General features: G+C 71.3%; 19 protein-coding genes and 1 other RNA gene. 7 read left to right on the forward strand and 13 right to left on the reverse strand.

Features of this window, described 5'->3' with window-relative positions; translation table 11 throughout:
* Positions 1-2: 2 nt before the first annotated feature.
* On the reverse strand, positions 3-1,061 hold the full coding sequence (locus QSK18_RS28160; RefSeq protein WP_285625199.1) for an ADP-ribosylglycohydrolase family protein: 1,059 nt from the start codon (positions 1,059-1,061) through the stop codon (positions 3-5).
* A 29-nt stretch (positions 1,062-1,090) separates the two neighbouring features.
* Positions 1,091-1,759 (reverse strand): FadR/GntR family transcriptional regulator, encoded by a 669-nt coding sequence (locus QSK18_RS28165; RefSeq protein ID WP_232813388.1) that lies wholly within the window; start codon positions 1,757-1,759, stop codon positions 1,091-1,093.
* Positions 1,760-1,886: 127 nt separating this feature from the next.
* Here QSK18_RS28165 and QSK18_RS28170 point away from each other — a divergent pair, with 127 nt between their 5' ends.
* Positions 1,887-2,975, forward strand: a complete 1,089-nt coding sequence (locus tag QSK18_RS28170; RefSeq protein WP_285625204.1) for a winged helix DNA-binding domain-containing protein — start codon at positions 1,887-1,889, stop codon at positions 2,973-2,975.
* Positions 2,976-3,018: 43 nt separating this feature from the next.
* Positions 3,019-3,444 (forward strand): hypothetical protein, encoded by a 426-nt coding sequence (locus tag QSK18_RS28175; RefSeq protein ID WP_232813390.1) that lies wholly within the window; start codon positions 3,019-3,021, stop codon positions 3,442-3,444.
* A gap of 12 nt (positions 3,445-3,456) precedes the next feature.
* Here QSK18_RS28175 and glnII read toward each other — a convergent pair whose 3' ends face one another.
* The 8 genes from glnII to glnA form a co-directional block, all read right to left on the reverse strand.
* A complete protein-coding gene (gene glnII / locus QSK18_RS28180) occupies positions 3,457-4,467 on the reverse strand; it encodes a glutamine synthetase GlnII (RefSeq protein WP_285625212.1) in 1,011 nt (336 codons plus the stop codon).
* 157 nt (positions 4,468-4,624) lie between these two features.
* Positions 4,625-5,875 carry a cation:proton antiporter gene (locus tag QSK18_RS28185; RefSeq protein WP_285625215.1) on the reverse strand — a complete coding sequence of 417 codons (1,251 nt, stop codon included), beginning with the start codon at positions 5,873-5,875 and terminating at the stop codon, positions 4,625-4,627.
* The gene (gene secD, locus QSK18_RS28190) at positions 5,862-8,288 is read right to left on the reverse strand and encodes a protein translocase subunit SecD (protein WP_285625219.1); all 2,427 of its coding nucleotides are present in this window, start codon (positions 8,286-8,288) and stop codon (positions 5,862-5,864) included. The genes QSK18_RS28185 and secD overlap by 14 nt, the downstream gene beginning before the upstream one ends.
* 165 nt (positions 8,289-8,453) lie before the next feature.
* Positions 8,454-8,936 carry a hypothetical protein gene (locus QSK18_RS28195; RefSeq protein ID WP_285625222.1) on the reverse strand — a complete coding sequence of 161 codons (483 nt, stop codon included), beginning with the start codon at positions 8,934-8,936 and terminating at the stop codon, positions 8,454-8,456.
* 46 nt (positions 8,937-8,982) lie between these two features.
* Positions 8,983-12,180: a bifunctional [glutamine synthetase] adenylyltransferase/[glutamine synthetase]-adenylyl-L-tyrosine phosphorylase gene (locus QSK18_RS28200; RefSeq protein ID WP_232813395.1), complete on the reverse strand. Its 3,198-nt coding sequence runs from the start codon at positions 12,178-12,180 to the stop codon at positions 8,983-8,985.
* Between the two features lie 27 nt (positions 12,181-12,207).
* Positions 12,208-13,506 carry a signal peptidase I gene (locus QSK18_RS28205; protein ID WP_285625231.1) on the reverse strand — a complete coding sequence of 433 codons (1,299 nt, stop codon included), beginning with the start codon at positions 13,504-13,506 and terminating at the stop codon, positions 12,208-12,210.
* Between the two features lie 5 nt (positions 13,507-13,511).
* Positions 13,512-14,105: a hypothetical protein gene (locus QSK18_RS28210; protein WP_232813397.1), complete on the reverse strand. Its 594-nt coding sequence runs from the start codon at positions 14,103-14,105 to the stop codon at positions 13,512-13,514.
* A 128-nt stretch (positions 14,106-14,233) separates the two neighbouring features.
* Complete coding sequence (gene glnA, locus QSK18_RS28215) at positions 14,234-15,571, reverse strand: type I glutamate--ammonia ligase (protein WP_232813398.1); 1,338 nt, start codon at positions 15,569-15,571, stop codon at positions 14,234-14,236.
* A gap of 248 nt (positions 15,572-15,819) precedes the next feature.
* On the opposite strand from glnA, the gene panB reads away from it, so the two are divergent.
* Positions 15,820-16,671: a 3-methyl-2-oxobutanoate hydroxymethyltransferase gene (panB, locus tag QSK18_RS28220; RefSeq protein ID WP_232813399.1), complete on the forward strand. Its 852-nt coding sequence runs from the start codon at positions 15,820-15,822 to the stop codon at positions 16,669-16,671.
* A 3-nt stretch (positions 16,672-16,674) separates the two neighbouring features.
* On the opposite strand, the gene QSK18_RS28225 is transcribed toward panB, so the two are convergent.
* Positions 16,675-16,866 (reverse strand): hypothetical protein, encoded by a 192-nt coding sequence (locus QSK18_RS28225; protein ID WP_232813400.1) that lies wholly within the window; start codon positions 16,864-16,866, stop codon positions 16,675-16,677.
* 150 nt (positions 16,867-17,016) lie between these two features.
* On the opposite strand from QSK18_RS28225, the gene QSK18_RS28230 reads away from it, so the two are divergent.
* The 3 genes from QSK18_RS28230 (at position 17,017) to ppgK (ending at position 19,187) form a co-directional block, all read left to right on the forward strand.
* Entirely contained in the window at positions 17,017-17,376 is a 360-nt protein-coding gene (locus QSK18_RS28230; RefSeq protein ID WP_232813401.1) for a hypothetical protein, read from the forward strand.
* Between the two features lie 72 nt (positions 17,377-17,448).
* On the forward strand, positions 17,449-18,336 hold the full coding sequence (gene map, locus QSK18_RS28235) for a type I methionyl aminopeptidase (protein WP_232813402.1): 888 nt from the start codon (positions 17,449-17,451) through the stop codon (positions 18,334-18,336).
* 35 nt (positions 18,337-18,371) lie between these two features.
* The gene (gene ppgK / locus QSK18_RS28240; RefSeq protein ID WP_232813403.1) at positions 18,372-19,187 is read left to right on the forward strand and encodes a polyphosphate--glucose phosphotransferase; all 816 of its coding nucleotides are present in this window, start codon (positions 18,372-18,374) and stop codon (positions 19,185-19,187) included.
* A 28-nt stretch (positions 19,188-19,215) separates the two neighbouring features.
* Here the strand turns inward: ppgK and QSK18_RS28245 are convergent, their stop codons facing one another.
* Together QSK18_RS28245 and rnpB are read right to left on the reverse strand one after the other, a co-directional pair.
* The gene (locus tag QSK18_RS28245) at positions 19,216-19,476 is read right to left on the reverse strand and encodes a hypothetical protein (RefSeq protein WP_232813404.1); all 261 of its coding nucleotides are present in this window, start codon (positions 19,474-19,476) and stop codon (positions 19,216-19,218) included.
* Between the two features lie 127 nt (positions 19,477-19,603).
* An RNA gene (gene rnpB / locus QSK18_RS28250) (RNase P RNA component class A) lies at positions 19,604-19,982 on the reverse strand.
* Positions 19,983-20,292: 310 nt separating this feature from the next.
* Between rnpB and QSK18_RS28255 the strand changes: the two genes are divergently transcribed.
* A complete protein-coding gene (locus QSK18_RS28255) occupies positions 20,293-22,098 on the forward strand; it encodes a bifunctional metallophosphatase/5'-nucleotidase (protein WP_232813405.1) in 1,806 nt (601 codons plus the stop codon).
* The last annotated feature ends 30 nt before the right edge of the window (positions 22,099-22,128 follow it).

The raw sequence follows: 22,128 nt of genomic DNA on the forward strand, positions 1-22,128 counted from the left end.
GTTCACCAGCCGGGGTAGCGCTCGTTCCAGCGGGGATCGTGCGGCGCAGCCTTGGCCGAGCCGCCCGGGTTGGCGGTGAGCTGGCGAACCAGGTCGCGGGCCAGCGTGTCCAGCACCCAGACCAGCTCGTGCCGCGCCAGCACCCCGGCGGGCCAGATCTCCACGCCGTGCAGCGACCCGATCACGGCGCCGGTCATCGCCGACACCCCGTGGGCTTCCGGGGCCGTGGCCGCGAACCGCATCGCTTGGTAGATGCCTTCTCGCCCAGGGAAACTCGTTGCCGCGTACACGCCACCCATCAGTACCGAGGCCGCGCTGTCGTTGGACGCCAGGCTGTACAGCACGTCCCGCTCCCCCGGGCGGGTGCCGGCTGCCCACAACGCTGTGCGCAGCCCGGCGGCCAGCTCCTCGTCCAGCCCGGGGAGGGCCTCGGTGATCACGGCGGGCAGATCTTCCCGCCCGGTACGCGCGGCCAGCACGTTGTTGAGAAGCCGTACCCCCGCCGCGGCCGTGCTCCAGGCCCGGGGATGGCCGTGGGTGAGCGCCGCGCACTCCGTCGCCATCAGGACGTCGGACCAGTGCGCCTGCCCCGACAGCGCTGCGAAGGGCAGCCCCCGCACCAGGGCCTGCCAGTCCATGCTGCCGGTGGTGGGCGCATCCCGGGTGCCCGGCCCGGTGTCCTGGATCGCGGTGACCGTGGCCTCGGCCGCTCCCCTGCGCTCACGCAACGTGGGCACCGTGACCAGCCAGCCGTCGAGCTCGGCCGCGTCTTCCGGCAGCAGCCCCTGCAGCTGACCCCACCGGCAGTAGGCGGCCCACACCACCGAAGGCGGATGGCAGCTGCCCTGCTGCAGCGAGCGCACCGCCGCCCGGACGACGCCCTCCACCGTGAAGGCGGCCAGCTGGGTGGCCGGCCCGGCCTGGATCAGGCCGGAGGGTTCGGAGGGTTCCGAGAGTTCGGTGGGCTGGAAGGCCAGGCTCTCGCCCAGCGCGAGGCCGAGCAGGCATCCGCGGACCCGGCTCTCCCAGACCAGCGGATGTGGATCCAGGGCGTTGGTCACCGGCCGATCTTCTCGCAGAAGCGCCCTGATCAGCGCATCCAGTCGATGACCGAGTCGCTCAGGCCGGGCCGCTCCTGCTCGACCAGCCGGATCAGATCGGCCAGGTGCTCCCGCATCCGGAGCTCGGCCCGGGCCGGGTCACCCGCGCCGATCGTCTCGGCGAGGTCCCGCTGGGCCCGCGTGACCTCGGCCGACTGCAGGAGATCGCCCACCTGCGCCTGGCAGATCTCGTTCAGGGCGACGGTGAACAGACCCAGCACCTCGTTGCCGGCCAGCTCCGCTACCGACGCATGGAACTCGCGAGCCGAACCGGCCAGCGCAAGCAGGCCCATCGCGTCTTCAGATGTGCACCGTTGGGCCGCCGCGGCGGCCGAGATCGGCTCGAGCACCAGCCGGGCCTGCAGGGTCTCGCCCAGCGTGAGCCCGCGGGCCTGCAGGAACAGCGTGAGGGCGCGGGCGAAGTCGGCGGTGGAGGCCTCCCGCACCACCGGCCCCCCACCCGGCCCGGGCCGGATCGCGATCAGCCCGCTGACCTCGAGAATGCGTAGCGCCTCGCGCAGCGTGCCCCGGCCTACCTGGTACTCGGCCAGCATCTGCGCCTCGCCGGGCAGCCGGGTACCCGGCGCCAGACCTTCCTCGGTGATCCGGGTGACCAGGGCGCGCGCCAGCCCGTCACCGACCTTGCCCGCGTGGGACATGCCGCGGATCGTAGGCGAGCAAGCGTTACGGGCACCTGAAGTCCAGCTCCGGAATCCGGGCCCGGCTCTTGACGTGACCTCGGGAATCAGGAGCGTTCCCTTCCTGATGCCGCACTAGCGTCGCGGCATGTCCTCACCGATCAGCACCCGCAGCCTGGGCCGCGCCACGCTCGCCCGCCAGCACCTGCTGGAGCCGGCCCGGATGAGCGCGCTGGAGATGATCGAGCACCTGGTCGGCCTGCAGTCACAGGAACCGCTGAGCGCCTACGGAGGCCTGTGGACGCGTCTGGTGGACTTCCGGCCCAGTGAACTGTCCGACCTGATCGAGTCCCGTCAGGTGGTCCGGATCCTGGCCATGCGGGGCACCGTGCACCTGCTCAGCGCCGCCGACTGCCTGGGCCTGCGGCCCCTGATGCAGCCGGTGCTCGACCGGATCTACCGGCAGACCCGGGTGCGCCGGGCGATCGGCGACCTCGACGGCCTGACCCGCCGGGCCCAGGACCTGCTGCGCGCGGGCCCGATCGCGGCCACCGACCTGTCCCGGGCGTTGCTGGCGCACTACCCCGACGCCGATCTCGAGGTGGTGGGGATGGCCACCCGCGGCTCGCTCGCGCTGGTGCAGGTGCCGCCCCGCGCCCTGTGGGGCCGCAGTGGGCGCACCACCTACGTCCCGGTCGCCGACTGGCTGGGAAAACCTCTGCAGGCCGCCGACATCCGCGACGTGATCCGCCGCTACCTGGCCGCCTACGGTCCCGCCACCGTGGCCGACGTGCAGGCCTGGTGCAAGCTCACGAAGCTGCGCGAGATCACCGACACCATGCCCGGGCTGCTGCGCCTGAAGGGTGAGAACGGCGCCGACCTGCTCGACCTGCCGGACGCTCCCCGCCCGGCGCAGGACGTCATCGCGCCGGTGCGGATGCTGCCCGACTTCGACAACGTGCTGCTCTCGCACGCCGACCGGTCCCGCTTCATGAGTCCCGACGACCAGCGGCGGCTGTCCACCCGGATCGTCGTGGTGCCCAGCATCTTCCTGGTCGACGGCACGGTCGGCGGCTGGTGGCACCTGGACCGTAAACGCCACCTGGTCACCGTCACCCCGTTCCGCCGGTTCTCCGCGCGACAGCGGCAACAGGTGCTGGAGGAGGCCGTCCGCGCCGGGAATCTCTACCTCGAGCACACCCGGCTCGACGTCCGGGAAGCCGATCTGTCTACTTGAGCAGCACTTGCGGTCCAAGTAGACCAGGCGCATGATCGCCACTATGACCACGATCACACTGACCTTCGACCCGGACGACCCGGCCGAGGTGGAGAAGGCCCGGGCCGTGCTCGACCGTCTGGTCCCCCAGCCCGAGGCCCCCGACCCGGAGGTGGTCCGGCAGAAGGTGATCGCCCTGCTGCGGGGCTACGGCGAGAAGCGCACCGAGTACATCCGGCACGTCGCCCAGGCCTCGCCGGGGGCCGCCGAGTACGACGACCTGGTGGCCATCGTCGGCTCGCCCAAGGCGGTCGGCGGCACCCACTCGGCGATCGAGCGGGCCTGGCGGGCCAAGAACATGCCCGGCCCGTTCATCGCCACCGACGACCTGGGCGGCGCCCGCATGGATCAGCCCCTGGCCGACATCGTGCTCTCGGTGCTGCACGACGTCATCGACGAGCCGGATCCGCTGCGGGCGGCCACCCAGTGAGTTGCCGGGACCTCAGCTGTCCTCGCCGGCCAGCGCGGCGCAGCAGGTGGTGATCAGCATCCGCGAGACCACGTACGGGTCGACGTTGGCGTTCGGACGGCGGTCCTCCAGCCAGCCCTTCTTGGCCTTCTCCACGGCCCACGGGATGCGGATCGAGGCCGAGCGGTCCGAGGCGCCCCAGCTGAAGGTCTGGTAGCTGGCGGTCTCGTGCGCGCCGGTCAGGCGGTCCTCGATGCCGGCGCCGTAGGCGGCGACGTGCTCGGCGGCCTTCTTGCCGAGCGCCTCGCAGGCGGTCACGATCGCGTCGTAGCTCTCCATCGTGGCGGCGGTGGAGAAGTTGGTGTGCGCCCCGGCGCCGTTCCAGTCACCCTTCACCGGCTTGGCGTCGAACGAGACCTCGACGTCGTAGTCCTCGGCGATCCGGGCCAGCAGCCAGCGGGCCACCCAGATGTGGTCGCCGATGAGCGGGGCGGGGAGCACGCCGATCTGGAACTCCCACTGGCCCATCATCACCTCGGCGTTGGTGCCCTCGATGGCCAGACCGGCCTTCAGGCACGCCTCGGTGTGCTTCTCCACGATCTCGCGGCCGACCATCTTCCCGCCGCCGACACCGCAGTAGTACGGGCCCTGCGGGGCCGGGTAGCCCACCGCCGGCCAGCCCAGCGGGCGGCCGTCCTGCATGAACGTGTACTCCTGCTCGATGCCGAACATCGGGCTCTGGTCGGCGTACTTCTCGGCCGCGGCGACGTTGGCGGCGCGGGTGTTCGTGGGGTGCGGGGTGAAGTCGGTCAGCTCGACCTCGCAGAGCACCAGCACGTCGTTCTCGCCGCGCAGCGGGTCGGGGCAGGTGAACACCGGGCGCAGCACGCAGTCGGAGTTCTCACCCGGCGCCTGGTTGGTGCTGGAGCCGTCGAAGCCCCAGATCTCCGGCTCGGTGCCGTCGGCGACGATCCGGGTCTTGCTGCGCATCAGCGGCGTCGGCGCGGTGCCGTCGATCCAGATGTACTCGGCGCGGTATGGCATGGGGTTCTCGCTCCTCGAGGACGAAGACCGGCCACCAGGTTCCGCACCTGGTGGCCGGTCGTACAACCGTTCCTGCCAGTACCTTCTGCCGAAGATGCTGCGCAACGGTTGCCGGAGCGTGAAGAACTGATTTCCCCGGTTTCCGGGATGTTTCAGATCAGCTCCGGTCCGGCGGCGAGGAGCTCGAGGTCACACTCTGCAGATCGCGTTCTCCCGAGTTCGCGCGCTCCGGCAGCCACCTCCCGACGGCCTTCTCCAGCCCCCGGGCGAACAGGTCCGAGCGGCTCACCGCCAGCGGGCCGAGGATGGCCAGGATCAGCACGTAGCCGGCCACGAACGAGGTGATCCGCCCGTCCAGCCCGGCGGCGGCCGCCATCGAGGCCAGGATCAGCGCGAACTCACCGCGGGCGAGCACGGTCAGCGACACGAAACTGGCTCTCTCCGGGCCGAATCCGTAGATCCGCGAGGAGAGCGTCCCGGCCAGCAGGTTGCCGAACACGGTGACCAGCACGGCCAGCAGGATCGGCACCCAGACGTCGGCCACGTCGCCCGGGTCGATGGTCAGCCCGAAGGTGAAGAAGAACAGTGCGGCGAACGCGTCGCGCAGCGGGTGCACCAGCTTCTGGATGCGTACCCCGGCCTTCCCCGAGCCCAGGATCAGGCCGATCATGAACGCCCCGATCGCGTCGGAGACCCCGAGCCTCTCGGCCACCCCGGCGCTGAGCACCGCCAGACCCACGAAGGTGACGATCAGCAGCTCGTCGTCGCGGGTCTCGACCAGCCGGCCGACCAGGCCGGCGCCCCAGCGGGCGATCGCGGTGAGGGTGATCAGGAAGGCGAACGCGATGCCGAACTTCTGCGCGGCCTCGGCGAACCCGCTGGCGTCGCTCAGCACCGGCTGGAGCAGGGCCAGGTAGAGCGCCAGGAACACGTCCTCGACCACGATGATGCCGAGCACCAGCTTGCTCTCCGGCCGGCCCAGGCGGCCGGTCTCGACCAGCACCTTGGTCACGATCGCGGAGCTGGAGATGCCGATCACGCCGGCCAGGACGAACGCCTCCCGGCCGCCCCAGCCCAGCAGGTACCCGAAGCCCAGGCCGAGACCGACGTTGATCAGCAGGTAGAGCCCTCCGGCGGCGAGCAGTTTGCGCCCGCCGCCGAGCAGGTCGTCGAGGTGGAACTCCAGGCCCAGGTAGAACAGCAGCAGGATCAGGCCGAGCGAACTCAGCAGGGCGAACTCGGTGGGGTCCTCGACCAGGGCCAGGCCGGGGGTGTTGGGGCCGAGCAGGAGCCCGGCCAGCATGAACAGCGGAATGGTGGGCAGGCCGACCCGCCGCCCCAGCCGGGCGGCCAGCCCGGCGGCCAGAAAGGCGCCGCCGAGCGCCATCAGGATCTCAGCGTGGTGCACTGCTGTCCTCCGACCCCTGCCCGGAGGGAATGTGGGCGTAGGGGTCGACCGAGTCGCGCCGCACCGGCCGGCGCTCGGGGCGGGGGCCGGCGCCGGGGCGCTCCGGTTCGTCCTCGGCGCGGTCCGGGACCGACTCGTCCGGCCAGAACCGCTCCATCAGGATGGCCAGCGGCGAGGCGGTGAAGACGCTGGAGAGCGTGCCCACGACCAGACCGATCAGCAGGGCCAGGGCGAAGTCGGTGAGCGAGTCCCCGCCCAGCAGGGTCAGCGCGGCGAGGATGAACATCGCCCCGAGGCCGGTGTTGATCGTGCGCGGGACCGTCTGCAGGACGGCCCGGTTCACCACCGTGCCGAACTTCGCCTCCGGGTGCTCCCGGCGCATCTCCCGCACCCGGTCGAACACCACCACGGTGTCGTTGACGCTCAGGCCGATCACGGTCAGCGCCGCCGCCAGGAACACGCCGTCGATCGGCTTGCCCAGCCAGGCGAACACCCCGACCACCGCCAGCACGTCGTGGAACATGGTCACGGCGGCCGCGATCCCGAAGGTCCAGCGGAATCGCACCGCCAGATAGAGCATCTGGGCCAGGATCGCCGCGGCCAGCGCGATCAGCGCCTTGGTCCGCAGCTCGTCGCCCAGGCTCGGGCCGATCAGCTCGTCGGTCTCCTTGCTGACCTCTCCGCCGATCTCACCGAGGGCCTGCTCGATCGCCAGCGCCTCGTCGTTGCTCAGTTCCTCGGTGCGCACGCTGATGCTCTCGGCCGCCCCGCCGGTGGGCGAAGAGGTCTGCACCACGGCCCGCGGGAAACCGGCCTCGCTGACCGCCTCCCGGGCCTGGTCGGCCGAGATGGCCTGCGAGGTGCTGAAGGTCAGCAACCGGCCGCCGGTGAACTCGACGCCCAGGTTGAGCCCGCGCACCAGGATGCCGGCCACCGAGACCACCACGATGGCGGCCGACACGGCCAGCCACAGGCGTCCTCTGCTCATCAGGTCCGGGCCGCTCTCGCTGAGCCAGCGCCGCAGCCGGCCGTTCCCGGCCAGACCGCTCAGGGCGGGACGGTTGCGCACGAAGCTGCGCCGGACCGCCCACTCGCTGAGCACCCGGGCGACGATCAGGGCCGAGACCATCGAGGCGATCACACCGATCGACAGCGTCACCCCGAAGCCCCGCACCGGCCCGGTGGCCAGGAAGAACAGCAGGGCGGCGGCCAGCAGGGTGGTGACGTTGGTGTCGATGATCGCGGTCCAGGCCTTGTCGAACCCGATCTTCAGGGCCCCCGGCAGGGTGCCCTTGTTGCGGCGGCGCTCCGGCGCGACCGCGCCGAACTCTTCCCGGGCCCGCTCGAACACCAGCACGTTGGCGTCGATCGCCATACCGATGGCCAGCACGAAACCGGCCAGGCCGGGCAGGGTCAGGGTGGCTCCGAGAGCCACCAGGAAGGCGTAGGCGATCAGGGTGTAGCCGGCCAGGGCGACCGTGGCCAGGAAGCCGACCAGGCGGTAGACCAGGGTGATGAACAGGCCGGTGAGGACCAGGCCGATGATCGCGGCCTGGATCGAGGCGTCGATCGCGTCGGCGCCGAGCGTCGGGCCGACGGTGCGCTGCTCGATCACCTCGACCGGCAGCGGCAGCGCCCCGCCCTTGATCAGGACGGCCAGGTCCTGGGCCTGCTGGGGGCTGAACTGGCCGGTGATCTCGGTGCTGTTGCCGGACATCCCGACACCGCAGCCGATCGAGGGGTCGACCTGCGGAGAGGAGATGACCTCGTCGTCCAGGACGATCGCGATCCGGCGCTGCGGGTCACCGGGGGTGGCGCAGGCCGCGTCGGCGGTGAGCTGACGCCAGGTCTCGCCCCCGGCGTCGCGGAAGTCGATGGTGACGAACCAGGCACCGCCGCGGGCCGGATCGGTGGTGCCGGCCGCGTCGCTGACGCCCTCGCCGGTCATCACCGACGCCCCGATCACCAGCGGCTGGCCGTCCTCGTCGACGAGCCGTTGCTGACCCTCGGCGAGCTTCTCCTCCTCCGGTTCCTCTCCCTCCGCCGCCACCGGTGGCGGGTCGGCCGAAACCACCGGATGGAAGGTCAGCTGGGCGGTCCGTCCGATCACCTCGGCCGCCTCCCGCGGGTCCTGGACCCCGGGGAGCTCGATGATGATCCGGTTCTCACCGGAACGGGTGACGGTCGGATCGGTCACGCCCAGGGCGTCGATCCGGTTGCGCAGTACTCCCAGGGCGCGGTCGGTGGACTCGGCGTTCGCCTCCACCACGTCGGTGCTCTGGGTCTGCAGAACGATCTGGGTACCACCGCGCAGATCGAGCCCCAGTCGGGGGGACATCGTCAACGCCACGTAGAGCGATGCGGCAACGACGACCAAGGCGGCCAGCGCGCGCACCACGGGAACAGCTTTCATGGCTCCTCCGGGCAAAAGGGATGGGGGGAGCAACGCGACGGCTCAGAAAGGCTTCTTCAAACTGTGGACGTCGGCGCTGGGCAGCGTTCGCGGATGCGCCGAACGCTGCAGGCCGGGTTTGAGAAGAACGAACCGCTTTCGCGGATGCTCCGGGAAGAACGAGACCTAGATGTCGTACCCGGACGCCGGAGGCGCGCGGCCCCGGTGCGAGACGCTGACCGTGGTCGCAACGACCTCGGCATAGGCGTCGACGGGCAGGTCAGCCAGGTCTACGAAGAACTGTCGGCCCGGGGGCAGAACGGCGACGGGGAGGTCGGGAGAGCCACCGGGACAGTGGTTCTCGGCGCTCTGACCGAACCCGGCTACGGGGATCCGACGTTCGGCCGAATGCGCAGACGTGCGGTGCGAGGCCGGGGAAGCCGTAGATGTAGGACGCTGGTGGGCACCGGGGCGGGCCTGGTTCGGCGAGGCCGACGGGCCGGGTTGCGGCTGACCGGACCGGGCAGCGAACTGCAGCACCTCGGTACCGCGGCGCAGCGCCAGGCTGCTCACGCCCAGCAGGCTGCCGAGCAGGCTCAGGACGACGGCGACAAACGTGATCAGTGCGGCGGCGGAGGCCGCCGGGCGCAGGCTGATACGTCGCGTCATCGCGGTCACTCTACCTGTGACTCAGCCGTGAACCCTCGCTCTGCGTTCAGACGTCCCAGCCGTAGAACAGCCGCTCCACCACGGTCCGGGCCCTCCGGGTCACCCGCTGGTAGTCCTCGTCCAGCTGCCCGGCCGATCCGGGCGGGTAGCCCATGATCCGCGCGACCCCGTCCAGCGAGGTGTGGTTGGTCGGCGGCACGTCCGAGGCGTTGCCCTTCCAGAGCATGATCGCGTTGCGGAAGCGGGCCGCCAGCCGCCAGGCCTCGGCCAGCACCTCGCCGTCGCCCTCGGTGACCAGGTCCGCCTCCACCGCCGCGGCCAGCGCCTCCATCGTGCCGGTGACCCGCAGGCCGGGAACCTCGTGGGCGTGCTGCAGCTGGTACAGCTGCACCGTCCACTCCACGTCGGCCAGCGCGCCCCGGCCCAGCTTGAGGTGGCGGTGCGGGTCGGCGCCGCGCGGCAGCCGCTCCGACTCCACCCGGGCCTTGATCCGGCGGATCTCCTTGAGCGCGGCGTCGGGCAGACCCCCCTCCCGCCAGCGCAGCGGATCGATCAGCTCGACGAACTGCTCGCCCAGGTCGGTCTCCCCGGCGATCGGCCGGGCGCGGGTCAGGGCCTGTGCCTCCCAGGCCACCGACCAGCGCGCGTAGTAGTCGCGGTAGGAGGCCAGCGAGCGCACCAGCGGGCCGTTGCGCCCCTCCGGCCGCAGGTTCGCGTCCACCGCCAGGGCCGGCTCCGGGCCGGTCATCGACAGCAGGCGGCGTAGCTCGGCGCACAGGTCGGTGGCGGCGGCCTGCGCCTCGTGCGGGTCGGCCCCCGGCAGCGGATCGGCCACGAACAGCACGTCCGCGTCGCTGGAGTAGCTGATCTCCCGCCCGCCGAGCCGGCCCATCGCGATCACCGCCATCCGCACCGGCAGGTCGCCGCGCCGGGCCCGGACCGAGTCGGCCGCGGCCACCAGGGCCCCGTCCAGCGCGGCCACCGCGCAGTCGCTGAGCGCCCGGCCGACCGTGTCGATGTCGCTCAGCCCGACCACGTCGGCCACCCCGGTGCGGATGATCTCGCGCCGGCGCACCGCCCGGGCCGACATCGCCGCGGCCACCGGCTCACCCTCGTGCCGGGCCGCGCCCTTGCGCACCCCGGCGATCATCGACGACAGCGGCTGGGGCCGGAGCACCTCGTCGGTCTCCAGCAGGGCCACCGCCTCCGGCGCCCGCTGCAGCAGGTCGGCGACCAGCTGGCTGGACGACAGCACGTGGGCCAGCCGCTCGGCGGCGGCCCCGGAGTCGCGCAGCATCTTCAGGTACCAGTGGGTGGAGCCGAGGGCCTCGGACAGCCGCCGGAAGTCCAGCAGCCCGGCGTCCGGGTCGGCGCCGTCGGCGAACCAGCCGAGCATCACCGGCAGCAGCTGACGCTGGATCGCCGCCCGGCGGGAGACGCCGAGGGTGAGCGCGGTCAGGTGCCGCATCGCCCCGGCCGGGTCGCGGTAGCCCAGGGCCGCCAGCCGGGCCCGGGCCGCCTCCGGGGTGAGCCGGGCCTCGTCGCTGGTCAGCTCGGCCGCGGCGGCCAGCAGCGGCCGGTAGAAGAGCTTCTCGTGCAGCCGGCGGACCTCCCGGGCCTGCCGCCGCCAGAGCCCGGTCAGGGCCGCCCCGGGATCGGCCCGGTAGCCGAACTCCCTTCCCAGCCGCCGCAGATCGGCCTCACCGCTGGGCACCACGTGGGTGCGCTGCAGCCGGAACAGCTGGATCCGGTGCTCCAGCGCCCGCAGCATGCGGTAGGCCCGGTCCAGCTCGGCCGCGTCGGCCCGGCCGACATAACCGAAGGTGCTCAGCGCCTCCAGGCCCAGCAGGGTGTTGGCGGTGCGCAGCCGGGCGTCGATCCGGCCGTGCACCAACTGCAGCAGCTGCACCGAGAACTCGACGTCGCGCAGGCCCCCGGCGCCCAGCTTCAGCTCGCGGTCGGCGTCCGGGCCCTTCAGGTGCTCCTCCACCCGGCGGCGCATGGCCTGCACGTCGGCCACGAAGTTCTCGCGCTCGGCCGCCTTCCAGACCATCGGCTCGATCCCGGCCAGGTAGCGCGCCCCCAGGTCGGCGTCGCCGGCCACCAGCCGGGCCTTGAGCAGGGCCTGGAACTCCCAGGTCTTGGCCCAGCGCTCGTAGTAGGTGAGATGACTGGCCAGGGTGCGCACCAGCGGGCCCTGCCGGCCCTCGGGGCGCAGGTTCGCGTCGACCGGCCAGAGGGTGCCCTCGGGAGTGGCCTTGGAGCAGACCAGGCCCAGAGTGCTGGCCAGCCGGGTGCCCTCGGTGATCGCCTTCTGCTCGTCGGCCCCCTCGACCGCCTCGACCACGTAGATCACGTCCACGTCGCTGACGTAGTTCAGCTCCCGGCCACCGCACTTACCCATGCCGATCACCGCCAGCCGGCAGTTCTTCCCGTGGCCGGGCAGCGAACCGCGGGCCACCGCCAGGGCGGCCTCCAAGGCGGCGGCGGCCAGGTCGGCCAGGATCGCCGCGACGGTCGGCACGATGGCCAAAGGGTTGTCGGCCGCCAGGTCTCGGGCCGCCAGACCGAGCAGACGACGCCGGTAGGCCACCCGCAGCGCATCGGTCGCCGCGTCCTGCGGGAGCTCGCTGACCGGCACCTGCGCCTGCGGGTCGGCCCCCACCGCGCGCAGCAGCTCGGCCCGCAGCTCGTCGGCGGTGAACGACGAGAAAGGCCGCGGCGGAACACCTTCCAGAAACTTCTGGGCATGGCCGTGATGGTCGGCCTCGTGGTCGCCCGGCCTCCCCGGCGACTGCACGGGCCCGTCGTCCCCACCCAGTTCGCCGTCGATCACCGGCCACTGCCCGGGGTGGCGCACCAGATGGTCGCCCAGGGCACCGGAACCACCGAGCACCGCGAACAGCCGGCGGGCGGTCAGGCCGTCACGGTGCAGGACCTGGCCCAGCTGCGCGACCGGCCCGCCTTCCCCGATCTCGGGCACCTCGGCCGCGGCCAGCGACTCGGTCAGCCGGCCGAGCGTGGCCAGGGCCAGGTCCGGATCGGGGCTGTCGGCCAGCGCGGCCAGCAGCTTCTCCCCCGGCGGGGGCAGCTCGCGGGTGAAGGTGTCCGGCTCCCCCTCCGGCTCGGCCGCCATCAGCTCGGTCATCCCCGGGGTGCTGAGTACGCGTTCGGCGCCGGAAGGGTCGGCGAAACCGAACCGGGCCAGCCGGGCGGTCAAACTTGCCTGACGCGCAGTCGTCACCCGCCCCACCGTAAAGGACGATGCCGGTCAGCCGGAGGCCGCGGCGTACAGCGAGGCGATCTCGGCCGGGGTGAGGACCCGGTTCCACACCGCCACCTCGTCCACCTGCCCCCGGAACGACTCGCTGAACGAAGGGGCCCCGACGGCCACCTTCGTCGCGGTCGAGACCAGCTGGCCGGGCCCGGTCACCGTCGGGCTGGTGCCGCCCACCACGCCGTCCCGGAAGATCCGCACGGTGCTGCCGTCCCAGGTCCCCACGTAGAAGTGCCAGGCGTCGTCGGCCGGAGCCGGGATCGCCGCCGTCGGGCGGGACGGGGTCCCCGCGGTGAGGTCGAACAGGAAGCGCATGTGGGTGGTGCTGGCGTCCAGCGCCAGCAGGTAGCTGACCCCGCCCGCGCCGGAGTACATCAGCTTCGACACCACCCGCCCACTGGCCTGGTTGGTCACGTTCGACGGCAGTTTCACCCAGGCCATGACGCTGATCGGCCCGCGGATGTCGAGCGAGGCCGGACCGGTGGCCACGGTGGCCGCCCCCTGTGCGTTACTGTTCAGGCCGATGGCCCGTTTGACCCCGCCGGTGACGGCCCCGGCCAGGTCCAGGGTGGGCGGTCCGACGAAGGACATCGGGGTCGTACCGGCCACGTCGGCCGCGGTCGGCCCCGAGCTCTCGTCCAGGGGCCAGTAGGCGACCGGGCCCAGCGCCTGGGTCCGGTCGGCAAAGGCCGACCGGTCGGTGGTGGCGATGCTGAACGTGGTGGAACTGGTGGCAGTGAACTGGGCCGAGGTGGCAGACGTGGGCACCAGGACACCGGCCACCAGCGCGCCGCTCACCAGGGTTCCGGCCAGGAGCCCCCGCCTGGCCCGGCGACCGCCCGCGACCCCGAGCCCGACCCCCACACCGACCGCCGCCAGGCAGAGGACGACCCCAGCACCCGGGAGGGGCAGTCTGCCCAGCGGAACCACCATCCGCACCGACCCCACCACTGCCTCGGCCGGCACCGGTACCGGGTCGGCCGCCGGATTGGCGTCGCCCTGAGTGGTGTACTCCCGCCGGACCGGATCGACCCCGACGACGCGATGCGTCACCAGTACTCCGGTGCCCGGCTGTCGGTAGGTGACCACCGTGCCGATCGGGACCCACCGGCGTCCGTCGTTCTTGATCACCACCACGTCACCGGACCTGACCGCCGGCTCCATCGACCCCGAAACGACCGTGTACGACTGCCAGTCCGTCAGCCGGGGCAGCCCTGACCCCAGCCCGACCAGCACCGCGGCGAACCCCAGCACCAGCCCCAGCACGATTCCCGCTGCAACCCGGCCCGCCACCCCGCTCAGCTCCTGGCTTCCCAGGTAAAAGACCCTGATGCGGAGGCATTCTGAGCAGCCGGGGTGCTGCGCACGGTGATCGTGAACCGGTAGCTGCGAGAAGCCGGAGTCGCGGTCGGCGACCATGCCCCGACGCCGGTGGCGAAGGACGCCGCGGCCGTCGCGAAGGCCGCCAAGGTGCCGCTGTACAGGGTGCTGGTGGCGGTGAAGCCTGAGCAGTCGCCGAACGCGCCCCCTGTCCCTTCGGCCACGGTCAGGTCCAGCTGGTCGGCCAGGGCACCGCCCGCGCTCGCGTAGAGCCGCACCTGCGTACCCGACACCAGCGACCCGGTGTAGGTCACGGTGATGCACCGGCTCCGCGTCTGCCCGCTGGCCAGGAGCCCGTCCGAGCCGGTGCTGAACGTCGCCTGGCCGTGGTCGTCGTCCGTCACCGAGACGGTTCCCGCCGACCAGCTGCCGGTGGCCGGGGTGGAGCCGCTGAAGGCCGCACCGGTGGTGTGCCAGACCAGCGAGCCGCACGCCAGGGCCCCGATCAGCGCCCCTCCCCCGACCGCGGGCCAGAACCCACGCGCCGACGCACGGGCAGCGGCGTCGGGCATCGCACGGGCTCCTGGTCGAGGCTGGTTGTTCGTGGAAAGACGGGTCTCTTCCCACGAACAGTCGCCCGCCGGGCGCCGCAGGCACAGCCGCAGCTCCCAGAATCAGCCGATCGCCGGGTGGCGCCGGCTCACAGCAGCGGCAGGTACCGCTTCAGCTCGAACGGGGTGACCTGTGAGCGGTACTCCTGCCACTCCGCCCGCTTGTTGCGCAGGAAGAAGTCGAACACGCCCTCGCCCAGGGTCTCCGCCACCAGCTCGGAGTCCTCCATGATCGAGATCGCCTGGTCGAGGTTGCTGGGCAGCCGGGTGATCCCCATCGCCCGGCGCTCGGCCTCGGTCAGCGACCAGACGTTGTCGTCGGCGCCGTCGGGCAGCTCCAGCCCCTCCTCGATGCCCTTCATGCCTGCGTTCAGCATCAGGGCGAAGGCCAGGTAGGGGTTGGTGGCGCTGTCCAGGCCGCGGTACTCGACCCGGGTGGACTGGCCCTTGCCGGGCTTGTACATCGGCACCCGGATCAGGGCCGAGCGGTTGTTGTGCCCCCAGCACACGTAGGCCGGGGCCTCGGCGCCGCCCCAGATCCGCTTGTACGAGTTCACCCACTGGTTGGTCACCGCGGTGATCTCGGCGGCGTGCTTGAGCAGGCCGGCGATGAACTGCCGGGCGATCTTGCTGAGCTGGTACTCGGCGCCGGCCTCGTGGAAGGCGTTGGTGTCGCCCTCGAACAGCGAGAAGTGCGTGTGCATGCCCGAGCCCGGGTGCGCGTTCAGCGGCTTGGGCATGAAGGTGGCGTAGAGCCCCTGCTCCAGCGCCACCTCCTTGATCACGCTGCGGAACGTCATGATGTTGTCGGCCATGGTCAGCGCGTCGGCGTAACGCAGGTCGATCTCGTTCTGCCCCGGGCCGGCCTCGTGGTGGCTGAACTCGACCGAGATGCCCATCGACTCCAGCACGCCGATCGCGGCCCGGCGGAAGTCGTGGGTGGTGCCGCGCGGCACGTGGTCGAAGTACCCGGCCTGGTCGACCGGCTCGGGCTCCTGGCCCTCGAAGGTCGGCTCCTTGAACAGGTAGAACTCGATCTCGGGGTGGGTGTAGAAGCTCAGCCCGTGCTCGGCGGCCTTGTTCAGGGCGCGCTTGAGCACGTTGCGCGGGTCCATCAGGGCGGGCTCGCGGCCGGGGGTGAAGATGTCGCAGAACATCCGGGCGGTGCCCTGGGACTCCCCGCGCCAGGGCAGCACCTGGAACGTCGAGGGGTCGGGCTTGGCCAGCATGTCGGCCTCGTGCACCCGGGCCAGGCCCTCGATCGCCGAGCCGTCGAACCCGATGCCCTCGGCGAAGGCCCCCTCCAGCTCGGCCGGGGCGATCGAGACGCTCTTCAGTGAACCGAGGATGTCGGTGAACCAGAGCCGGATGAACCGGATGTCCCGCTCCTCGATCGAGCGGAGGATGAACTCCTGCTGCCTGTCCATGCCGGTCCTTTCCTTCTCCCTGCCCACGGACGGTTCCGCCGGTAGTGCCGAGCCTGCCAGATCGCGGGGTGCCCGGTGCACCCGCCGTCCCGCTCCGTCGCGGTTCACCAGGCCAGGGTGTCGCACCTAACACCCCCACGGAGCGGCACAAGGCGCTCCCCTGTGACGGCCCGCACGCCCAGCGCCCGTGGTGGCCCCGAACAACGGGTGGACGATGGGTGGGTGGACATTCGCGAGGAGGCAGGGCGATGAGCCAGCAGCCGGAAGAGACCGCCCCCTACGGCGGCGACCAGGGTGGACCGAAGAAGATCCGGATCCACCATCTGCAGCAGATGAAGGCCCGCGGTGAGCGCTGGGCCATGCTGACCGCCTACGACCAGCTCTCGGCCTCGGTGTTCGACGCCGCCGGGATCCCGGTGCTGCTGGTCGGCGACTCGGCCGCCAACAACGTGCTCGGCCAGGCCACCACGCTGCCGATCACCACCGACGAGATGATCCCGCTGGTGCGGGCGGTGTCCGGGGCCGCGCGGCGCGCCCTGGTGGTGGCCGACCTGCCGTTCGGCAGCTACCAGGCCTCACCCCAGCAGGCGTTCGGCACCGCCGCCCGGATGCTGAAGGAGGGGCTGGCGCACGCGGTGAAGCTCGAGGGCGGCGCGGTGATGGCCCCCACGGTGAAGCTGCTCACCGACTCCGGCGTGCCGGTGATGGCGCACATCGGCTTCACCCCGCAGAGCGAGCACGCGCTGGGCGGCTACCGGGTCCAGGGCCGCGGCGAGGCGGCCGAGCGGCTGCTCGAGGACGCACTTGCGCTGCAGGCCGCCGGGGCCTTCGCGGTGCTCATGGAGATGGTCCCGGCCCCGGCCGCCGCCGCCGTGACCAAGGCGCTCGACGTGCCCACGGTGGGCATCGGCGCCGGCCCCGACTGCGACGCCCAGGTGCTGGTCTGGACCGACATGGCGGGCCTGACCGAGGGCCGCACCCCGCGCTTCGTGAAGAAGTACGCGGACCTGCGCGGGGTACTCACCCAGGCCGCGCAGGAATACGCCCGCGACGTCCGGCACGGCACCTTCCCCGCGCCGGAACACTCGTTCGAGGAGTAGCTCTCAGTCCTCTTTCCAGCGGCGGTCCTCCTCGTCCCAGGCCTCCGTGCGGGCCCGGGCCGACTCGAGGGCCGCCTGGGCGGCCTCCCGGGTGGGGTAGGGGCCCATCACGTCCTTGCCCTGGCCCTTGTGGTCGCTCACCTCGACCTGCCCGGTCGAGAGGTTGTACCAGTACTGTTCGGCACCGTCACTCATGATCACGACGATAGCCCGCACCGCCCGGGCCCGCCCCCGCAGCGGACGACGGTTCAAGGCCAGGCAGACACCGGCCGATGTCAGGTGCGTCACCTTCCCCGCTCTCACCGTTCGAGAGCGCCCTGGAATTCCTGCTCGGGGGCATCAGTCATGGACGTACGCGTCAACACCGCGCCGTCAGCACCGTCTTTCGGCCGGATCCGGCCGGCCTCGCTCGACCCGGACACCGGAGCGGGCGGCTCGGCCGGTTCCGGCTGGTCGCTGGACACCGGCAACCCGGGCCAGAACCGCCAGCCGGGAAAGGGTTTCGGGGCCATCGTCGACGGCTCGGCCGACATCCGGCAGGCCGGTTCGGACGCCTACCTGACCGCGATGTACGTGCAGTACGTCGACTACCGGGGCCCGGGCCGGGGCACCGTGGAGAACCCGCTGGCGCCGCGCGGTGTCCGCGCCGCCCAGACCGTGCCGATGTCCCTGGCCGTGGGCCTCCAGGTCGACTACACAGTCTGAGCTCGCCCCCGGAGCAGTCAGCCCGAGGTCTGGACCGGCTCGTACCGGCACGGGGACCTAAACTGGGCGACCATGAGCACAGGTACCTCCGCACCACTGGGCACGCTGGTGCCCGGAGTGGTGGGCCCCCGCCGGGCCGTCCCTGCCGGCATCGTGCGCCCGGAGTACGTGGACAAGCCCGCCCCCGCCAAGTACACGGGGCCGGAGGTCAAGGACGCGGCCACGATCGAGCTGATGCGCGAGGCCGGGCGGATCGCCGGGTCGGCGCTGGCCGAGGTGGGTAAGCACGTGCAGCCCGGCGTGACCACCGACGAGCTCGACCGGATCGGCCACGAGTACCTGCTCGACCACGGCGTCTACCCCTCCACGCTGGGCTACAAGGGCTTCCCGAAGTCGTTGTGCACCAGCCTGAACGAGGTGGTCTGCCACGGCATCCCGGACTCCACGGTGGTCCGGGACGGCGACATCCTCAACGTCGACATCACCGGCTACCTCACCCGCGACGGCCTCGGCGTGCACGGCGACTGCGACGCCACGTTCCTGGCCGGCGACGTCGACGAGGAGTCCCGGCTGCTGGTGGAGCGCACCCACGAGGCGATGATGCGCGGCATCAAGGCCGTGCGCCCGGGCCGGCAGATCAACGTCATCGGCCGCGTGATCGAGGCCTACGCCAGGCGTTTCGGCTACGGCGTGGTGCGCGACTTCACCGGCCACGGCATCGGCACCGGCTTCCACACCGGCCTGGTGGTGCCGCACTACGACGCCGCCCCCGGTTTCGCCACGGTGATCGAGCCGGGCATGACCTTCACCATCGAGCCGATGCTCACCCTCGGCACGCACGAGTGGGAGATGTGGGACGACGGGTGGACGGTGGTGACCAAGGACCGCCGGCGCACCGCCCAGTTCGAGCACACCGTCCTGGTCACCGAGTCCGGCGCCGAGATCCTCACCCTCCCCTGAGCCCCATTCCTGAACGATCACAACTAGGGACGTGTATGAGCACCGACCAGCCCCCTCTCACCGCTGAGATCTCCGCCCTCACGGGCGGTTTCGGGATCGACATCGGTGGCTCGGGGATCAAGGGCGCCCCGGTCGACCTGACCGAGGGCCGGTTCGCGGCCGAGCGGCTGCGCATCCCCACCCCGCAGCCCTCCACCCCCGGCGCGGTCGCCGACGTGGTGGCCGAGATCGTCGAGAGCTTCGGCGAGGCCGCGGGCACCGGGCCGGTCGGCGTCACCTTCCCCGCGGTGATCCAGCACGGGGTGGCCCGCACCGCCGCCAACGTGGACAAGACCTGGATCGACACCGACGTGGACACGCTGTTCACGGCCCGGCTCAACCGCAGCGTGCACGTGGTCAACGACGCGGACGCGGCCGGGGTGGCCGAGGCCCGGTTCGGCGCCGCCCGCGACACCAAGGGCCTGGTCGTCGTGGTCACCCTGGGCACCGGGATCGGGTCGGCGGTGCTGCTCGACGGCAAGCTGATGCCGAACACCGAGCTGGGGCACCTGGAGATCGATGGTCACGACGCGGAGAGCCGGGCGGCCGACAGCGCCCGCGAGCGGGAAGACCTGTCCTGGGAGAAGTGGGCGCACCGGCTGCAGAACTACTTCTCCACCGTGGAGAACCTGTTCTGGCCCGACCTGTTCGTGGTCGGCGGCGGGGTGAGCAAGAAGAGCAGCAAGTTCCTGCCCCTGCTCGACCTGCGCACCCCGATCGTGCCGGCCCAGCTGCTGAACGACGCGGGCATCATCGGTGCCGCGGTGCTGGCCGCCGAGAGCCCCGACGCTCCCCGGCCGCCCGCCCACTGACCTCCGACGGCGGCCTGGCCGGGCGCCCTCAGTCGAGGGGTTCGGCCAGGCTGGCGCTGGTCTCGGCGACCATCCGGAAGTAGTCCATCGCCTGCTCCTCGCCCATGTGCTTGCTGGCCAGCGTGGCCGACAGCGAGGCGAGGGCGGTCACGAACGTGAGCTGGGCACTGCCCTGCAGGTCGCGCAGGATGAAGCTCATGGCCTCGTGGTCGCCGAGCATCTGGAAGCGGATGAAGGCGGCGGCCCGCTGGTTGGCGAGGGCGGCGGCACGTTGCTCTGCGCTAAACACGAGAACCTTTCTGGTCGACTCCCCCGGTTCTCCCAGTATCCGCGCCGACGACGTCCAGACCTCACTCAAGGTGCACCAAACCCCCGGTGGGGTGAACCGGTTCGGTCACATTCGGTGATCAGTGAGGCGGACGAGCTGGACTGTAAGCCGGATTCTGTGCCGAACGGGTGAACCCGCCCGGCGGCGACCATCCATCTAGGGGCGCCGTTGCCGGCGTCCTCGTGCGGCCTACCCGGATGCTCGGGCGAGCAGCCCTCGAGCGCATCCTGTCTGGCCTTGCTCCGGGTGGGGTTTACCTAGCCGCTCCGGTCACCCGGCGCGCTGGTGGTCTCTTACACCACCGTTTCACCCTTACCCATGGTCCTTGCGGGCCATCGGCGGTCTGTTCTCTGTGGCACTGTCCCGCGGGTTTCCCCGGGTGGGCGTTACCCACCACCCTGCCCTGTGGAGTCCGGACTTTCCTCGGCGGGCGGCAAGCCGCCCGACGCGGTCGCCCGTCCAGCTCGTCCGCGAAAGACATCCTAGGGCCTCGCGGCGTTCACCCGGTGCAGGCCTCGACGTGGCCCCCTGCACCGGGGCAGCACGGGTGGGACAGCAATGCCGCCCCACGCGACCTGTTGCACCCGTCGCCGCACGCGTTCACCAGCCCGCCAGCCACTGGACATCACTCTCCGGGACGTCATTCGTCCGTTTATCACCTCATCCTTCCCTTTGCTTTCCGGTTGCTCACCGCACACGTTCGTTCACCTTCTGCGTAACGGCGTTGGGGAAGCTTGGGCCGTTCAGCGTCTGGAACAGCCCTGGAGGTGCGCGGAGATGAGCGCTGCGAAGAACCCGAGCAGATGGGCCACGCGCGCCCGGATCGGCACGGCGGTGGCGGTGGCCGGCCTGGTCGCCGTCCCCAGTTGGATGGTGACCACCGCCCAGGCGGACTCGCCGACCAAGGCGAGCACCCCTGGGGGCACCTCCCAGCCCCCTTGGGGCTGGGGGACCTCAATTTCCGGCACCACCACCCCGCAGGCCGCCGCCGGGAAAAAGGTGACCGCCCAGCTGCTCGCGTTCAACGACCTGCACGGGCACATGACGTCCGACGGGCTCTCGATCAGCGCCAAGACGTCCACCTCGAAGGGGTCGGGCTACGTGGCCGCAGGGGGCACGCCCTGGCTGGCCGGGAAGATCGCCGCCGCCAAGAAGGACAACCCCAACTCGCTCGTGCTCTCCACCGGTGACCAGATCGGGGGTAGCCCGCTGATCTCGGGGTACTTCCACGACGAGGGCACCATCGAGGCGATGAACAAGTTCGTCGACGTGGCGGTGGTAGGTAACCACGAGTTCGACGAGGGAACGGCCGAACTGCGGCGCCTGATCAACGGCGGCTGCCACCCGGTCGACGGCTGCTCCCCCGCGTCGCCGAAGTTCTCCGGCACTCAGTTCGACATGCTCGCCGCAAACGTCATCGACCGTAAGACAGGTAAGTCGATGCTCCCGGGGTACGTGATCAAGAAGGTCGGGGGTGCCCGGATCGGCATCATCGGCACCGTCACCCCGGACACCGTCGACCTGGTGCCCCTGCAGGGCATTGCCGACGTGAAGTTCGTTCCCGAAGCCCCGGTGATCCGCAAGCTCGCCAAGCAACTGCGTGGTCAGGGGGTGGACGCGGTGATCGCGATGACCCACTCCGGCGCCGACCCCACTCCGCGCAGCCCGATCAACTCCTGCCGCAATCTCGCCGGACCGGCCCGGGACCTCACCGCCCGCATCTCCGGCCACGTCGACGCCGTGCTCAGCGCGCACACCCACCAGGCCTACATCTGCAAGGTCAACGGCACGCTGCTGACCAGCGCGGCCTCGTACGGGCGACTGCTGACCAAGATCAAGATCACGATGGACACCGGCCGGCACGAGGTCACCCGGATCAGCGCCGGCAACGTCGTGGTCACCCACACCGGCCGGCGGGACGCGAGGGTGACGGCCGTGGTCGAGCGTTACCGCGAGGTCACCGACCCGATCGCGGGCAAGAAGGTCACCACCCTGAACCAGGACCTGACCCGCACCCTGACCCGCAACGGCGAGTCCTACCTGGGCCGGGTGATCGCCGACGCCCAGCAGGCCGCGACCCGGCCGAAGAGCAAGGGCGGGGCCCAGCTCACCATCGTCAACCGCGGTCTGGCCCGGATGAACCTGGAGAAGGGCCGGGTCACCTACGGCGACGTCTTCGACGCCCAGCCGATGGGCAACCGCCTGGTCACCATGACGCTGACCGGGCGGCAGATCGATGCCGCCCTGGAGAGCACGTTCTGCCACCCGGGCGCGGTGGACAACGACGGCCGCATGCCGATCGAGGTGAGCCGGAGCTTCTTCTTCAGCTTCGACATGGACAAGAAGTGCGGGCACAAGATCCGGATCCGGGACATGCGGCTGAACGGTGAGCGGATGTCCGCGGACAAGAAGTACCGGGTCACCACCATCGACTTCTTCTCCGACGGGGGCAGCCGGCTGGACGGGTTCCCGGTGGGCAAGAACAAGGTCACCGGCGTGCTGGAGCGCGATGCTCTGGCCCAGTACCTGAAGAAGCACCCCGGGCTGGGGCTGCCGCGGGGTACCCGGATCCGTTCTCTGTAAACGGGGTCGGCGGCAGCGGGACGTACACTC

Origin of the sequence: Kineosporia sp. NBRC 101677, from assembly GCF_030269265.1 — a bacterium.
GTDB lineage: Bacteria > Actinomycetota > Actinomycetes > Actinomycetales > Kineosporiaceae > Kineosporia > Kineosporia rhizophila.